The organism is Hungatella sp., from assembly GCF_046966825.1.
In genome coordinates, this window is the sequence record NZ_JBKVCZ010000030.1 from 42,568 (window position 1) to 59,047 (window position 16,480).

The window sequence follows — 16,480 nt, forward strand, 5'->3', positions numbered from 1 at the left end:
TATAACTAAGTCTCTAATTTCTGCCATCTTAAGTATTTCGTTATTCTTTCTTTTAGGCAAAGTTTTGTCCGCCTAAATTTTTTCGTGAAGTAAATTTATGACCTTATTTTCGCTTATGTAACGAAAAGTTATGAAAATCACGATATATAACACAATATAGGGTGCATCAAACAACAAAAATTAAAAAATATAGGGGGTGAATAGAAAATACAGATTAAAAGATAAAGACAATATTGTATAGACTAAAGGCTGCATCCATGATGTGAATGCTAAAAAAATAGCGAAAAGTAAGAAATAGTACATATAATTTATTTTATTATACAGTTATTTTGATTTTTTAAATTTATTTTATTTCCATATCTTACAAAAACATTAATTATAAAAGCATTATACAGCGCCATGGTCACAAAACGGTTACATTTCAAGATTTTTCCATAATTTATTTTTGCTTTTTTGCTTTTTTTAATACCAGGTTGGCTGTTTTAAAACTCATAAAATAAATTATAGGAAGGTGAATAAATTGTCGATAGCAAAAATGAGCATGATTCATAATTCATATCGCTATTTTACCATTTCCGTAGATAAATACGAAGATCGATGTATGAAGGGAGTTATCTATCATGCGGGAAAAACTCCGGGAATCCGATATGATAATTTCCTTGAAATGATAATTCAAATGAATCGTATTTTTGACAGCATGTCATGTCCCAAACAGGCTATGGAACTGAGGCGATTTACAGGAATAGAGTATCCGGAGCCGGTAATACGGGAATGCAACCGGTATCAGAATGGCAGAATGGCGACGTTTCAGATTTATGTAAAATTTCGCTATAACGCCAGTTGGCAGGGAGACATTACCTGGCTGGAAGGTGAACAGACAGAAAGCTTTGAAAGTCTTTTGCAGATGCTTCAGATGATTGATCGAATCTTTACCGGTCAATCGAAGGAGAGAGGAACGAGGGTCACAAAAATCTGCCAGATTGCGATTAATTCCTGCGAAAAGGGATTGGTGACAGGAAGAGTACAAAACGCTTTTATCAATCATCTGGAGCGATTTAAAGGAACCATTGGTCTGGCTGATGCTATGGTACGTCTGTTTGAAGCAGGCGTTGGAGAAAATGATTCCGGAAAATCTCTGGAAGGAAAAATTATTTCAGAGGAAACCTGGGATTCTTATCGTTTAGGCGGGAAGGAAGCGACCTTCCTGATTAAGATCCTGTTCAGGGAACACTCAACCTGGCAGGGAGTAATTTACTGGCGTGAAACCGGTGAGAAACAGGCTTTCAGAAGCTTTTTGGAGATGATCATGTTGATAGCTTCAGCATTAGAAAGCGGTAAGGAAGAGAGTGAGTTTGAAGATAGATTTACAACAACTAATAATAGAGAAAAAGCCCGGATGGAAGGGTAAGGAAGGAGAGAAAGTATGAAAGGACTTAGAAAAAAGTTCAGACGAGGGCTTGCCGCGTTCCTGGCATTTGTTCTGACCATGACCTCCGTGAATACGGTGTCACTGGCAGATGTATCAAATGCACTGGAAACAGAAAAAGCTACCTTTGTCATGAGCGGAGAAGATATAGTGGAATCCGCTCAGGCTGCTATTGATAGTGGCAGTACCTTTACTTACGAGGATCTCGGAATCGAGGAGACAGGAAGTACAGCGAAAGAGTATCAGAAGCTATTTACAAATGGCACAGTATATGAAATCGCCCCTTCTTATGACCTGGACGAAGAGGAAAACGCAGACGGAGCGAATCTCCGGATGTTTATCCGAGTAAAAGGTGAAACAGAAGGATATCAGATAACTGGTGAGGAAGAAATTATTTTCCTTTATATCAATGACTCTGAATCCAAAATTGCATTTCGTTCCAGAATTGATGATTATGTAACGGATAAGGTTACGGTTAAAGGAAATTCTTCTTTGGCAGAAACCGAAAAGCCGGTACTCGATGAGAATGGAAATGCAATAGAAGGCGATAAGCCGGCACAAACTCCGGAAGAATCCACTGAACCCAGTGGGGAAACCGGAAGCGTAGAAGAAACGAAGGAGCCGGAGACTGAGGCACCGGCACAGGAACCGGAAGAATCGATGCAGGAACCGGAGACGGAGGTACCAACGCAGGAACCGGAAACAACAGCACCGGCAGAAGATCCGAAGACAGAGGCTCCTACGCAGGCAGAAACCGAAAAACCAACACAGGCCCCGGTACAGGAACCGGAAACACAGGCCCCAGTGCAGGAGCCAGAGACACAGGCACCGGAAACTGATGCGGCAACACAGGCGCCGGAAGTGCAGGAACCAGATACAGAAGCTCCGGCACAGGAACCGGAACCAGAAGCACCGGCACAGGAACCAGAGACGGCAGATACAGGAAATGAAACCGCGTCTATAATAAGAAACAACACCTACGTATTGACAACTGCAATTGAGCCGACTTCAGAAGAATCAGACGTATCAATTGTAGAGGAAGAGGTTTCGAAAGCAGATAGCCCGAAAGAGGATACAGAAGCAAATACGTCTGCCGATAATCCGGTTACAGTAAGCACAGGAAGTAATGCGGATAAAGGTGATCATGCCGATCATGAAGAGAATAAACCTTCAGAGAAAATCGAAGGCAAGACCTATGGCCATGTATTACTCAATGAAGAAAGTTATGCGAAAGCATATGTAACGACCCTTGATAAAATGGGGATATCTGTTGAAGCAGCAGAAGGATTCACTCTTACGATTCATCATAATGCATTTTATAATGATAAAGATATATCAGAGGATGAAGTGATTAGAGGTCTGAAGGAAGGAGATGTGATTAATCCGGCGGATTATGCATGGGATAAAGATTTTCTTACCTATGCGGGGAGCAGTCAGGATAATATTGTTATAAGCAGTCAGACTGAGAACAGAGTAGATTTATATTATAATGCAATAGCTGAAGAAAAAACAGAAGATGAGGTGAGAATTACAGGCGCTATCCCCAGAAGCTATTTTCGATCGGTAAAAGCAGATGATAATACTACACCTGGTAAGGTATTTCCAACGAAAACAGCAGAGTGGGTAGATGAAGCGAATGGCATTGGCAAGATTGATTTTACGATATATGGAAACCCAATTAGACGAGGCAGTGATGTAGTTTTAGTTATTGACAGCTCCGGCAGTATGGAGGGAGAAAAATGGTCAACAGCTAAGAATGCAGCTAAAGGGTTCATAGATAATTTATATCAGAATAAAGATGGGGTTGTATCTGACGATAGAATTGCTATTGTTGATTTTGACAGCTCGGCAAAGGCTTATCCTGGTATAAATAATGGATCAGAGACTTTTTTAAAGGTTGATGACAAAATTACGGTAAATAAAAAAAATTATTCAGCAACAAATTATTTTAAATCATATGTTTTGGATTCCCAAATGAAAGATAAAGGCGGAACAGACTATGATAAAGCATTACAAACAGCTCAGAGCGTTATTAATAATCGTAGGGATAGCTCCAGACCAGCATATATTGTATTCATGAGTGATGGAGAACCTAATGGTGAGTGGGTTTTTGATTGGCTGAACACTTATTATGATTATTATGACGGTCAAGAAGTAGCATCAGAACTTAAAAATAACGGTGTAACCATTTATTCTATTGGGTTAAATATTGGCTCTGATAATTTTACTGATTTCATTGTCCCATTAGCTTCCGATCCTGCATCAACATATGCTAAAAATATAGTTAATACAAGCGATCTGGTAGGCATCTACAACGCCATCGCCAGCTCCATCAAAATCGCCGGAACAGAAGCGGCAATTACAGACGTCATCAACACAGAAGCGTTTGAGATTGCAACGGATTACAACGATGGCATGTGGTATGAAGCAAGCACAGGCACCGTAAGCAAGAGTTCCGATAATAAGACGGTTACATGGGATTTCGGTAATATTTCCGCCAATAAGGAAACCCTTACTATCTATATTAAAGTAAAGGATACGGTACCAGGCGGCACCGCACCGGATACCAACAAAGAAGCAAAAGTAGATTACACGGATCCAAATGAACAGTCCCAGACTCAGGATATACCGAGCCCCAACCTGGCAGTTGGAGATGTTGGCACCATCACATTAAACTATTACCTGGTTAATGAAGACGGTATTACAATCAACGGAACCGGCGAAGCGATTGATTTTGCACGCCGCCAGCAGCTGGGAACCAAACTTTACGGGGATGCACCTCAGGAGTTTGGCAGCTATACCGTGAATGCACCATCGACCATTGAGTACAATGGTATCAAATATCAGTATGTAGCGGCAAGTGCATCTAAGGATGGAAGTGCGAATCCTTCAAATGTAGAGCTTAGCCCTGCCAAGAAGGCTGTTAATCTGTACTATGGCTATCAGGAAATCAAAGATGTCACAGTAACCTTTCACGGCAACGGAGGCACGCCAAGCGTTAGCAGCGTGACCGTGCCAAAGGATACCGCTTTAGGCGGCCAGATAGCAACCGCAGCAAGAGAGGATCACAATTTCCTTGGCTGGAATACAGCAATGGATGGCTCCGGCAGCGCGTTCACTTCCAACACGATCGTTACAGATAACATTACTGTATACGCACAGTGGCAGAAAAAACAGGCGCTGACCATCAAAGCAGCCGATACAGAAAAAGTTTATAATGGTGAAATGCAGTATGCATCGGAAACAGGATACGAATCGACTGGTTTAAAAGCAGGTCACAGAATTACTAACATAAAAGCCAGTGGTTCCGGACGTGATGTTAAGGAAGATGGCTATCCAATCACCATTACAGGTAGTGTAAAAGTTGTAAATGAATCGGGTGTCGATGTAACACATGAATACACGATTACAAAAGAACCGGGAACTTTGACAATTAAACCAAAAGAAGTGACAATTACGGTAGATAACAGTTCAAAGGCCTATGGTTCCCTGGACCCGAAGTTCACCGGTAAAGTAGAAGGCCTCGTAAACGAAACAGACCTTGGCACCGTATCATTTGTGAGAATAAATGAGGCTGAGGAAGTCGATGTTTACAAGGAAGTACTCGCTGCAAAGTATAAAGCAAATAAAAACTATACTGTAACAGAGCACAGAGGCGACTTTGAAATCAAGGTAGCTACGATGCCGGGAGCGTCTTTATCGGCTAAGGGCGGCAGCTGGGAATACGATGGAAATGCACATTACGCAGCAGCAACTCTTAATAAGGCGGATGGCTATACCGTATATTACAAAGTGAATGACGGTGACTGGACAGTAAACCCGCCGAGTGTAACAGCGGTATCAGAAGGTATTGTAACGGTATCTGTAAAAGCAACGAAACATGGCTATGTAGACCTGGGGACTGAGAATGTCACGCTGCAGATAACACCGAAGCCAGCAACAATTACAGTAAAAAATGCAGAAAAGACCTTTGGAGAAAGCGATCCAACCTTTGAGGGAACCGTACAGGGACTTGTAAATAGTACAGATCTTGGAACGGTTACTTATAAACGATCGAATGATACCGAGAGCGTGGGAACGTATAATAAAGTCCTGATTCCAGAATACACAGTAAACACCAATTATAAGGTAACTGTAAATCCAGGTGATTTCAAAATTAATCCGGCAAAGGATCCTGAGGCGGACTTAAAGATCGCCGGAGGCAGCTGGCCGTATGACGGAAAAGAGCATAAAGTAAAGCTGAATGTCATAGATTCTGCACTGGCTGCACTGAAGAGATATACGATTGAATACAGTACGGACGGAGGCCAGACCTGGTCTAAAAATGTACCGGGAGTGACCAATGTATCCGACGGAACACTTACCGTTATTGCAAGAGGTACTCGCGAAGGTTATGAAACGCTGAAATCGAATGAAGTTACGATTTCAATTACGCCGGCGCCGGTAACGATTGTTGTTGACAATGCAGAAAAGTTCTATAATGACCTGGATCCGGCATTTACAGGAAAGATAAACGGACTTGTAAAAGCGGGAGATCTTGGAAACGTAACCTACAGCAGAACCAATGCCGATGAAGAAGTAGGCGTATATCAGAACGTATTAACTGCAAACTTTTATATAAATAACAACTATACAGTAGAGATAGAAAAGGGCAATTTCGAAATTAAGAGCGCATCACTCGAAAGCGCAGTGCTAACTGCGAAAGGCGGAGAGTGGACTTATGATGGAAATGCACATGCCGCCACAGCTGCATTGGAACATGCACCCGGCTATACAATCTATTATAAGACCGGAAACAGCGGCTGGACTACAGAAGCACCGAGTGTGACAAACGTAGCAGATGGGCTTGTAACAGTATCGGTTAAAGCAGAACGCCATGGATACGAAGCCCTGGAGGCAGAGGATGTAACGCTCAAAATACTGCCGAAGGAAGTCATCATCCAGGTAAAGAATGCAGAGAAGTTCTTTGATGAGCCGGATCCAAAATTCGAAGGAACCGTGTCAGCGTTAGTAAACCAGGAAGACCTTGGAACGGTAACGTATACCAGAGAGAATACGGAAGAAGCAGTTGGCAACTACCCGAAAGTATTGACAGCAAACTATACTTCAAATGGTAACTATGAAGTGACCATTAAAAAGGGCGATTTTGAAATCAAGACAGCGACTTTGGAAGGTGCTTCTCTAAGCGCAGACGGCGGAAGCTGGACGTATGATGGAAAAACGCATTACGCCAACGCAGAACTTACAAATGCGGATAACTACACCATCTATTATCGTGTAGGAGATGGTGAATGGACGACGGAAATACCAGGTGTTACCAATGTATCAGAAGGCGAATTGACAGTATCTGTGAAGGCAACGAGAACCGGCTACGTGGATCTTGTGACAGAAGATGTCAAACTTGTCATTACACCAAGAGACGCGACTATCACTGTAAATGATGCAGAAAAATTCTACGACGAAAAAGATCCGTCATTTACAGGAACAGAGACTAATCTGGTAAAGGCGGGAGATCTGGGAACGGTTACTTACCGCAGGACCAACGATGACGAGGAAGTAGGAACCTATAAAAAGGTATTGACGGCAGATTATACCGCCAATGGCAACTATAAAGTAACCATAGTAAATGCAGATTTTACGATTAAAACTGCTTCTATCGCAGGTGCGAAATTAACCGCGGCCGGCGGAAGCTGGATCTACGATGGCGAGGCCCATGCAGCAGCCGGAAGAGTTGAGAACGCAGACGGCTACACTGTATACTATAAAGTCGGAGACGGCGAGTGGACCACAGAGGCCCCGAGTGTAACCAATGTACTGGACGGAACCGTGACAGTATCCGTAAAGGCGACAAGAACGGGTTATGAAGAACTGACGACTGACGCGGTTGCTCTGGAGATCATTCCGAAAGATGCAGCCATTGTCGTAGACGATGCAGATAAGTTCTTTGATGAAGCAGATCCGAAGTTTACAGGAACCGTGACAGGACTTGTAAAGGAAGGTGATTTAACAGGGCTGACCTACATCAGAACAAATAAAGACGAGGCAGTCGGCATTTATCCGGAAGTACTGGCAGCAGCCTATATAGAAAATCCGAACTACAATGTAACCGAGCACAGGGGAACGTTTGAAATCAAGACAGCGACCATGAAGGATGCCAAAGTGACGGCAGACGGCGGAAGCTGGGTATACGATGGAGCGGCACATGCGGCGACAGCATCTCTTAAGAACGCAGACGGCTATACCGTATATTACAAGGCTGGAGACGGCGAATGGACCACGACAGCACCGAGCGTCACCAACGTGGCAGAAGGGATCGTAACCGTATCCGTCAAGGCAACGAAAACCGGATATACAGATTTAACGGCTGAAGACGTAACCATTCAGATCACAAAGAAGCCGGCAACGATCACGGTAAACAATGCGGAGAAGTTCTTTAACGAGGCAGATCCGGCATTTACCGGAACCGTAACAAAACTGGTAGCAGACGGTGATCTCGGAACGATAACCTATGTGAGAACCAATGACGCGGCAGGTGTGGGAACGTATGAGAAGGTACTGGATGCAGTTTACACAGACAACACAAACTACGAAGTAACCGTAAAACGCGGCGACTTTAAGATTAAAGAAGCGAAGGACCCGGAGGCAGATCTTAAGATTGTCGGAGGAAGCTGGGTATATGACGGAGATGAGCACAGAGTAAAACTGGATGTCATCGATTCCGTTCTGGCAGCACTGAAGAAGTATAAGATCGAATACAGTACGGACGGAGGAAATACCTGGTCTGAGACAGTACCGGGAGTCACCAATGTAGCAGATGGAACCGTAACTGTGATTGCAAGAGGTACCCGTGAAGGTTATGAGACCCTGGTATCCAATGAGACAACAATCCAGATCACAGCCAGAACCGCAACGATCCGGGTACATGACGCGGAGAAGTTCTTCGATGAATCTGACCCGGCATTTACGGGAACAGAAGAGAACCTGGTAAAAGCAGGGGATCTCGGAACCGTAATCTACAGAAGAACAAACGCAGACGAAGCAGTAGGAACCTATCCCGAAGTACTGACCGCGGACTACACGGCAAACAGCAACTATATTGTAAATGTAGTAAATGGAGACTTCGAAATCAGGACCGCATCCATAAAAGATGCAAAGCTGGAAGCAGCCGGCGGAAGCTGGATCTATGACGGAGCAGCCCACGCGGCCTCCGGAAATGTAACGAACGCAGACGGCTACACAGTATACTACAAAGCAGGCAATGGCGAGTGGACCACCGAGGCCCCGAGCGTCACCAATGTACTGGAAGGAACTGTCACCGTATCTGTGAAGGCTGTGAGAAGCGGCTATGCAGATTTAACGACAGAGGATGTAACCCTTAAGATTACACCAAGGGAAGCAGCCATCACAGTGGATCATGCGGAGAAGTACTTTGATGAGCAGGATCCGGAGTTTACCGGAACGGCAGCAAACCTTGTGGCGTCCGGAGATCTGGGAACCATTACCTACAGAAGAACCAACACAGAAGAGGCAGTAGGAACCTATCCGAAGGTACTGACAGCAGATTATGAGTCAAACAGCAATTACATTGTAACCGTAGTGAAGGGAGACTTTGCCATTAAGACCGCGATCCTTGAAGACGCAGTGCTGACAGCAGCAGGAGGAAGCTGGACCTATGACGGAGCCGCCCACGAGGCAGCCGCTAAGCTTGAGCATGCACCTGGTTACACGATTTATTATAAGGCTGGAAACGGTGAATGGAGTACCGAAGCACCAAGCGTTACCAATGTAGCAGATGGAACCGTAACGGTATCTGTGAAGGCGACGAAAAACGGTTATGAGGACTTGACGGCTGAAGATGTAACGATTCGCATAACAGCAAGGCCGGCAACCATTGTTGTAGATAACAAATCCAAATCTTATAGTGACATTGACCCATTATTTACGGGTCAGATACAGGGATTGATATCCGACGGAGATTTAGGGACTGTAGTTTACCACAGACTTGACGCGGATAAGAACAAAGAGGCGGTTGGCGCTGACATTACACTGACTGCAAGCTACAGCGATAATTCCAACTATAAGGTAGAGGTGAAGAACGGTAAGCTGGATATCATTGCATTAAATACGAATACCGTTAATGTAACCGGAGAAACCGTAACGTATGATGGAAAGACACATGGACTGAGAGAAGTAACCGCACTGAAGGAAGGCTCTACGATTCTTTACTCCGTGGATAATCAGAACTTTAGTGAGACAGTGCCTGTCTTTACAGAAGCGGGCAACCACACCGTCTATGTGAAGGCTGTCAATCCGAATTATCACGACACAGCCGTTGTAACAGGTATTGTAGTCATTCAGAAACGTGCATTATCCATTACAGCAGCCAGCGCGGAAAGAAAATACAACGGAACAGAATTAACCGCACCGACCGCATCGATCACAGACGGAACGCTTGCAGACGGCCAGACACTGACGGCAGTTAAAGTGACAGGTTCACAGACCTCAGTTGGCAGCAGCGAGAATATAGCCAGTGATGCAGTGATCATGGCAGATAATGCAGAAGTTACCTCCAACTATAATATCACTTATTTAGCAGGCACCCTTAGAGTAACCTCAGGCAGCAGCGGAGGCGGTGGAGGCGGAGGCGGCAATACTCCGAATCCTGATAAGCCATACGTGCCGGGGGGACCTGGAACTGATCCGGGAACAGTAACGATTGAACCGGGTGACGTACCGTTGGCAAACTTACCGGAAAGCAGTTCGTCTGATAACTTAATACTGATTGATGACGGCAATGTACCGCTTGCAGGTCTTCCGAAGACCGGTGATCGTGCAGGTGCACACGCAGGATTAGCAGCACTGCTGTCTGGATTCCTGCTGGCAGCATTTACAGCGCTGAGCAGCAAGAAGAGGGAAGAAGAGAAGTAAAGATTGCGATATGAAATGTGTTATTACGCAAATGGCGGCGGCCTGGCAGATGTTATGATCTGTCAGGCCGCCGCCATTTGTAGGAATTAATTGCCGAGCTGCTTATTTTCCCGTCAGAAGCTCCACCTGCGCTACTACCTGTCCGATGTACACGCTCAGCGGCAGCTCCTCACAGCCAACCACGTAGTGATTGCATTTGTTCACCGGAATCAGGATTTTCTTAGCCTGGCTGGAGCCGATGGCTTCCGCCATGACCGGTGTGATCTCGCCGAGCAGGGAGTTCGGGATTACGATGCCGATGGGCCCGATAATAATGTCCGCGCTGCGGCTGGCCACTACCACGGGGTTTTCACCGGTTGCACCGGCGTCCGCACCGGCTTTCAGCATGGAGGAGGTGGCGATGGAGTTGGTTCCGATTGCGGTTATTTCAAGTTCCGGATGGGACTTTTTTAACTGGACAATAACGGCGTGTCCCATCTTGCCGCCCTGCCCGTCGATTACGATAATTTTCATTTGTAGGTTCCTTTTCAATGAGATATGATTTTCTTATTTATTATAAAACATTCCTGGCGTGTTTACAAGAAAAGGGTATGAATTTTGAAGTGTCTCCCTTTTCCCTGTTTACGGAAGGGCTTACTTTGTAGTATAATATGGAATTATAAATCCAATAAAAATTCCGGAATCGCAGATCCGGCAATCTGATAACCAATTATAATGTGCATAGACCAACAATTACAAAAAACAGGAGGAATACATCATGTATGTAGAAAACAAAAATGTTCCGCTTACAGACTTAGGCGGCGGTGTTGTGCGGAAGGTACTGGCCTACAGCGAGAATTTAATGAATGTGGAGCTGAAGTTTGAAAAGGGAGCGATCGGTGCAAAACACAGCCATCCTCATGAGCAGATCGGTTATATTATATCCGGTTCCCTGTTATTTCAGGAGGAAGGCAAGGAAGACAAGGTTCTGGTAACAGGAGACAGCTATTACGTTGAGCCGGATGTGGTGCACGGTGTGGTAGCGTTGGAAGAGACCATGCTGCTGGATATCTTTACACCAATGAGAAAAGATTTCGTGGAATAAAGAACCATAACAAGGGAGAAGTCCGGGAAACAGTTTCATTTCCCGGACTTCTTCCTTATTTCTCCTTATGAGGCAGTCTGCCGCGTAAGAAGCGTTTCTTTAATTTACTCCAGTTAAACGGTATTACCGGATAGATATAGCTCTTGCCTGCAATCGTCTTGTTAAATACGACAGCACAGACGGATAGTATGACTCCGATGGCAAATCCCCAGTAATTAAAGAGGGCGGTGAGCACCAGAAGGATCATTCGCATGAATTTGAATGCATAGCCCAGCTCGAAGCTGGCCTGGGAGTAGTTTGCAACGGTGACGAAGGCCATATAGAGCATGGTTTCACTGTTAAACCAGCCGGATTTTACGGAGTATTCACCCAGGACGATACCGGCGATAACACTGAGCGGTGTGGTCAGCATGCTGGGCGTATTGACGGCGGCCAGCCTCAGACCGTCGATGGCAAATTCCAGTATGAGAAGCTGGAAGATGAGCGGTACATGAGGCGGTTCTGACAATTGAATGAACTCCAGCCAGGAAGGGATGACATTGGGATTCTGCATCAGCAGAAGCCACAGCGGCGTTAAATAAAGTGTCAGCACAGAGATCGCCATACGCGAAAGCCGCAGGTATGATCCCGTTACCGGCGGGAAATAGTAATCGTCGGCTTCTTCAATAATGTCGAAGACAGACGAAGGCAGAATCATGGCGGCAGGAGAGTTATCTACCAGAATGATGATATTTCCCTCCAGGATCGAGGCGGCCGCAGTGTCGGGACGCTCGGAAAATTTAAACTTCGGAAATGGATTGTACCATTTATGTGGATAAAGGCACTCTGCAAGGCTTTCCTGGTTCATGGTCAAAGCGTCGACCTCCAGCTTGTTGATCCGGTCTTTGATCATGGCGAGGAGATTTTCATCGATCCGGCCCTGCATGTAGCAGAGGGCGATGTCCGTGTGGGAGCTTTCCCCGGCGCTGGTGATCTCCATGGTGAGCTTTGGATCACGGATTCGGCGGCGGATCAGGGCCGTGTTGAAAATAAGGGTTTCCACAAACCCGTCACGGGAACCGCGAAGTACCTTGTCTTTTTCAGGCTCAGACACGCCGCGGGCCGGATAGGTGCGGCAGTCGATGGTGAAGCAGCTGTCATACCCGTCGATGAACAGACACGACACGCCCATAAGGAGCTGGCCGATCATCTCGGAATCACTCTTTACCAGTCCAACCTCTCCGTAGGGAAGGTATTTCTTGGAAAATGCATGAGCGTCTTCCGGCATGGAGTCTTCCTTCAGCGTCGAAAATGCCTGGAGTATTTTGAGCCATACCTCATCTTTGGTGAAGCCATCTATAAAATAGAGACAGGCCTCCCGCCCACCCACATGGATGACTCGGTAGACTACGTCGAAATTCGTGTCCACATTCAATTTTTCTTTCAGATAAGACATGTTATCAGAAAGCTTACTGGAAAAGTCCATATTATGGTCTCCTTTTTTTACTGTTTTGGTAGTCCGCGGATTAAGCGGCAATGAAAGGGAATAAGCGATATAGAAAGTATGCGCATTTTTGATGAAAATATGTTTCATGAAAACATGTACGTATGACAAAGACGTTTTTGCATACATTGTAGAAAAAATTGCGATAATGATTCTTCCAGCCCGGCCCTTTTTTGGTGAAATACACTAAAATGATTGACTTTTTCCATTATTGATGTTATGATTGTCCATGTGAGAAGCACAAAGGGGTGCCTTGCGTGTATGATTTCAGGCATGGGGATGCCAGAATTATAAGAACTTAATAATGTGACGGTTTTAGATCGTGACGAAGAACTGCTTTCTGTGGGGGATAAGCAGTTCTTTTTTTGTAGTAGAAAAGTACTCCTATTACATAAAAAGCCCTCTGGGCAGGAGGCGCACTGTGCGCCAGGAAAATATGGCTGCTGAAGCGACCGTGCTCCGGCGTGAGCCCGGCTTGCCGGACTCTTTCCTGGTCCATGGAAAATTTGTGATCAGGGAATCACAGCAAGTAAAATCAAGCATGAAATGCTCCGTGGCTTTATAATAACGGCAGGGTGGTTGAAACAAGGAGAACAGACGAATGTACGAGTGGCAGAAACAGATTCAAATCTTTGTCGATGAAATTGACAAATGCATCAAAAATTATAACGATGAAGCTTTGACACTGAGCTTTCTTTCCCGCAGTCTCGGTTATTCCGAATTCTATACGACGAGAAAATTTAAAGAGATATCGGGTATGCAGTTTCGGGATTACTTAAGGCTGAGGAAATTAGCCTTTGCACTAAAAGAGGTCCGGGACAGTGATAAGAGCTTTTTGGATATTGCGCTGGATTATGGTTTTTCGTCAAATGAAGCCTTTACCAGGGCCTTTAAAAGGACTTATGGCATGACGCCCAGTGAATACCGCAAAAAACCGAAGCCAGTTGTTCTGCGTACAAAAATAAACCCCTTCGACCGCTACTTATTAGGATTAGGAGAAATTGGCATGATGAAATCTACCGATGATATTAAAATTTATTTTGTAACCATACCCGCACACAAATTTCTGCACATTAAAAATTATGAGAGTAATGGATACTGGGATTTCTGGCAGAAACAGAATCTGATTCCGGGCCAGGATTACGAAACCATTTGCGGTTTACTCGACAGCATTAAGGGAAAATTAGACGATGAGGGCGGAAGTGAACCTAACAGTGGAAGCGGTCAGATCATGGCCTATATTAACGACCCGGAAGGCAGACTCTGCGACTGGGGAATCCCGCGCACCGAGTGTCACGGCGTACGGCTGCCTTATGATTATAAAGGTGAGATACCGCCGCAGATGCTGCTCATTGATGTTCCTGAAGCCGAGTATGTCGTCTTTGAACACGGTCCCTTCGATTATGAACAGGAAAACCGCAGTGTTGAGGAAAAGATTGAAGCGGCAATGGCGGCCTTTGATTATTCCGGCACCGGCTACAGCTTTGATGCCACACCGGGCAGAATCACATACTTTTACTTCAATCCGGAACAGTATTTTAAGTATATCAGACCGGTGAAAAGGTAGAGGAATGTCTACATCAGAGCAGCAAACCGTATCCCATCATACGTAAACGAATTCCCATAAGCAAAAAGATCGGGATTTTCAAAAATGAACTGTACAAAGAAAATGATATTCTGTTCAGGATTCTCTGGCTTTTTGAAATAGGTTTCATTGTCGATTAAAACGATAATCGTAAAATCTTCCAGATGAACGTGTGTAACCCGGTAATCGTCGGAATCGAGATAATCCAGCATCTGATCAAATTTTTCTTTGGGCAGTTTCGTCTCATGCTGAATCTTCGTGACGACCATCTTAAATTTTTCCATAGGTACCTCCTCATTGTGCCTGCAGTGAAGTTCGCAGAGCCTAATGGCAATGTGCCTTCAGAAATTGAAAAAAACCGCCGGAACCTAATCGTTTAGGATTCCCGGCGGTTTCGCCATGGAGACAACAGGGCTCGAACCTGCGACCTTCTACACGTCAAGCAGATGCTCTCCCAGCTGAGCTATATCTCCATATCGCTATTTTAATCGAAAGGAGCAAAAAAATCAATAGTTAGAATAAAATTTTTTAAGTTGTCTTAATTTGTATTGATGGAAGTGAGAATTTTACATATAATAGCATTAATGCGTACTTAAGGAGAGGAGTTTTTTACTATGTGGAGGAAGTTAAGAAAGAACAGGCATTTTCGGACATTTATGACGACAGTGGCGGTCATCGGTTCGGCGCTGCTTCAGACATTTGTTATTCAGGCGTTCATAAGGCCGGCTGGGCTGCTGTCCGGCGGATTTACCGGAATTGCGATCCTGATTGACCGCGTGACGTCCCTGTTCGGAATCAATCTGTCAACTTCCCTGGCCATGGTGATTTTGAATATTCCGGTGGCCTGGGCCTGCAGCAAGAGTATCAGCCGGCGGTTTACATTTTTCTCACTGCTCCAGGTATTTCTGGCCAGTTTATTTTTGAAAATATTTCACTTCTCACCGATCTTCGAGGACGTGATCCTGAATGTGATCTACGGAGGCGTGCTGTATGGTTTCTGCATCGTCCTGGCGCTGAGAGGCAATGCCTCCACAGGCGGAACGGACTTTATCGCCCTCTACGTATCCAATAAGACGGGAAATTCCATCTGGACGTCTGTATTTGTGGGAAATGTGGTGCTTTTATGTATCTTCGGAGCTATCTTCGGCTGGGATTACGCGGGATATTCGATTCTGTTTCAGTTTGTGTCCACGATGATCGTATCCACCTTCCATCACCGCTATGAGCGGGTGACACTGCAGATTACGACCTCCAAAGGCCTGGAGATGACGGACGCCTATGTAAAGATCTTCCGGCACGGCATATCCTGTGTGGATGCCATGGGCGGATACAGCAAAAAACACATGTACCTGCTTCACACCGTGGTGTCTTCCTACGAGGTGGCGGATATCATCACCCTGCTTCATGAGGTGGATGAGCATGTGATCGTCAATATGTTCCGGACCCAGCAGTTCTACGGCGGCTTTTACCGTGCTCCGATGGAGTAGGCGGAGCCTAACGGTTCCGCCTTCGAAACCCATACCAGTGGTGTTTCTTCAGCTTGGAAAACCAGTTAAAATAAAAGAAGAACAGGATCGAAGTGATGACCCATGTCAGCGGGTAGCTGAAAATAACGGTCTGAATCGTCGGACGAAGCGGTACTGCAGCCCAGATCCAGACGACACGGAGTGCACAGACGCCCAGACAGGTGATAATCATGGGAATCCAGCAATCACCGACGCCTCGCAGAGAACCGGAATAAATCTCGATGCAGACGTAGGTGAAAAAGGTCGGAACCAGATACTGCAAGATCTCGGTTCCTTTTTCGATAACCGCCGCGTCCGTGGTAAACAGCAGATAGATATAGCTGCCGCCACAGTACAGCAGGACGCTTAACAGGAAGGTGGCGGCAAAGCTCATGGCCAGACACACGCGGACGCCCTTGTGAACCCTGTCCTTTTTCCCGGCGCCGTAGTTCTGTCCAACGAATGTGGT

General features: G+C 45.4%; 9 protein-coding genes and 1 tRNA gene. 5 read left to right on the forward strand and 5 right to left on the reverse strand.

Features of this window, described 5'->3' with window-relative positions:
• Positions 1 to 511 precede the first annotated feature (511 nt).
• On the forward strand, positions 512 to 1,408 hold the full coding sequence (locus tag ACLTD4_RS11845) for a hypothetical protein (protein WP_412331328.1): 897 nt from the start codon (positions 512 to 514) through the stop codon (positions 1,406 to 1,408).
• A gap of 15 nt (positions 1,409 to 1,423) precedes the next feature.
• Complete coding sequence (locus ACLTD4_RS11850) at positions 1,424 to 10,354, forward strand: doubled motif LPXTG anchor domain-containing protein (protein ID WP_412331329.1); 8,931 nt, start codon at positions 1,424 to 1,426, stop codon at positions 10,352 to 10,354.
• Between the two features lie 102 nt (positions 10,355 to 10,456).
• Here the strand turns inward: ACLTD4_RS11850 and ACLTD4_RS11855 are convergent, their stop codons facing one another.
• Positions 10,457 to 10,867 (reverse strand): DUF3842 family protein, encoded by a 411-nt coding sequence (locus ACLTD4_RS11855; RefSeq protein ID WP_002602660.1) that lies wholly within the window; start codon positions 10,865 to 10,867, stop codon positions 10,457 to 10,459.
• A gap of 244 nt (positions 10,868 to 11,111) precedes the next feature.
• On the opposite strand from ACLTD4_RS11855, the gene ACLTD4_RS11860 reads away from it, so the two are divergent.
• Positions 11,112 to 11,438, forward strand: a complete 327-nt coding sequence (locus tag ACLTD4_RS11860) for a cupin domain-containing protein (protein WP_110322517.1) — start codon at positions 11,112 to 11,114, stop codon at positions 11,436 to 11,438.
• A gap of 55 nt (positions 11,439 to 11,493) precedes the next feature.
• Here ACLTD4_RS11860 and ACLTD4_RS11865 read toward each other — a convergent pair whose 3' ends face one another.
• The gene (locus ACLTD4_RS11865) at positions 11,494 to 12,903 is read right to left on the reverse strand and encodes a spore germination protein (protein WP_055659411.1); all 1,410 of its coding nucleotides are present in this window, start codon (positions 12,901 to 12,903) and stop codon (positions 11,494 to 11,496) included.
• Positions 12,904 to 13,522: 619 nt separating this feature from the next.
• On the opposite strand from ACLTD4_RS11865, the gene ACLTD4_RS11870 reads away from it, so the two are divergent.
• The gene (locus tag ACLTD4_RS11870; protein ID WP_055659409.1) at positions 13,523 to 14,488 is read left to right on the forward strand and encodes a helix-turn-helix transcriptional regulator; all 966 of its coding nucleotides are present in this window, start codon (positions 13,523 to 13,525) and stop codon (positions 14,486 to 14,488) included.
• Positions 14,489 to 14,496: 8 nt separating this feature from the next.
• Here the strand turns inward: ACLTD4_RS11870 and ACLTD4_RS11875 are convergent, their stop codons facing one another.
• Positions 14,497 to 14,790, reverse strand: coding sequence for a hypothetical protein (locus ACLTD4_RS11875; protein ID WP_055659407.1), 294 nt, complete (start codon positions 14,788 to 14,790; stop codon positions 14,497 to 14,499).
• A gap of 116 nt (positions 14,791 to 14,906) precedes the next feature.
• Positions 14,907 to 14,979: transfer RNA gene (locus ACLTD4_RS11880), tRNA-Val, on the reverse strand.
• 141 nt (positions 14,980 to 15,120) lie between these two features.
• Between ACLTD4_RS11880 and ACLTD4_RS11885 the strand changes: the two genes are divergently transcribed.
• A complete protein-coding gene (locus ACLTD4_RS11885; protein ID WP_117621229.1) occupies positions 15,121 to 15,993 on the forward strand; it encodes a YitT family protein in 873 nt (290 codons plus the stop codon).
• Between the two features lie 7 nt (positions 15,994 to 16,000).
• On the opposite strand, the gene ACLTD4_RS11890 is transcribed toward ACLTD4_RS11885, so the two are convergent.
• On the reverse strand, positions 16,001 to 16,480 hold a 480-nt coding region (locus ACLTD4_RS11890; RefSeq protein ID WP_412331330.1), incomplete at its 5' end, for an MATE family efflux transporter.

Coding starts and splice junctions, on each gene's coding strand:
- ACLTD4_RS11865 (WP_055659411.1), bottom strand. CDS start 12,903: ATGGACTTTTCCAGTAAGCTTTCTGATAACATGTCTTATCTGAAAGAA.
- ACLTD4_RS11850 (WP_412331329.1), top strand. CDS start 1,424: ATGAAAGGACTTAGAAAAAAGTTCAGACGAGGGCTTGCCGCGTTCCTG.
- ACLTD4_RS11870 (WP_055659409.1), top strand. CDS start 13,523: ATGTACGAGTGGCAGAAACAGATTCAAATCTTTGTCGATGAAATTGAC.
- ACLTD4_RS11885 (WP_117621229.1), top strand. CDS start 15,121: ATGTGGAGGAAGTTAAGAAAGAACAGGCATTTTCGGACATTTATGACG.
- ACLTD4_RS11860 (WP_110322517.1), top strand. CDS start 11,112: ATGTATGTAGAAAACAAAAATGTTCCGCTTACAGACTTAGGCGGCGGT.
- ACLTD4_RS11875 (WP_055659407.1), bottom strand. CDS start 14,790: ATGGAAAAATTTAAGATGGTCGTCACGAAGATTCAGCATGAGACGAAA.
- ACLTD4_RS11855 (WP_002602660.1), bottom strand. CDS start 10,867: ATGAAAATTATCGTAATCGACGGGCAGGGCGGCAAGATGGGACACGCC.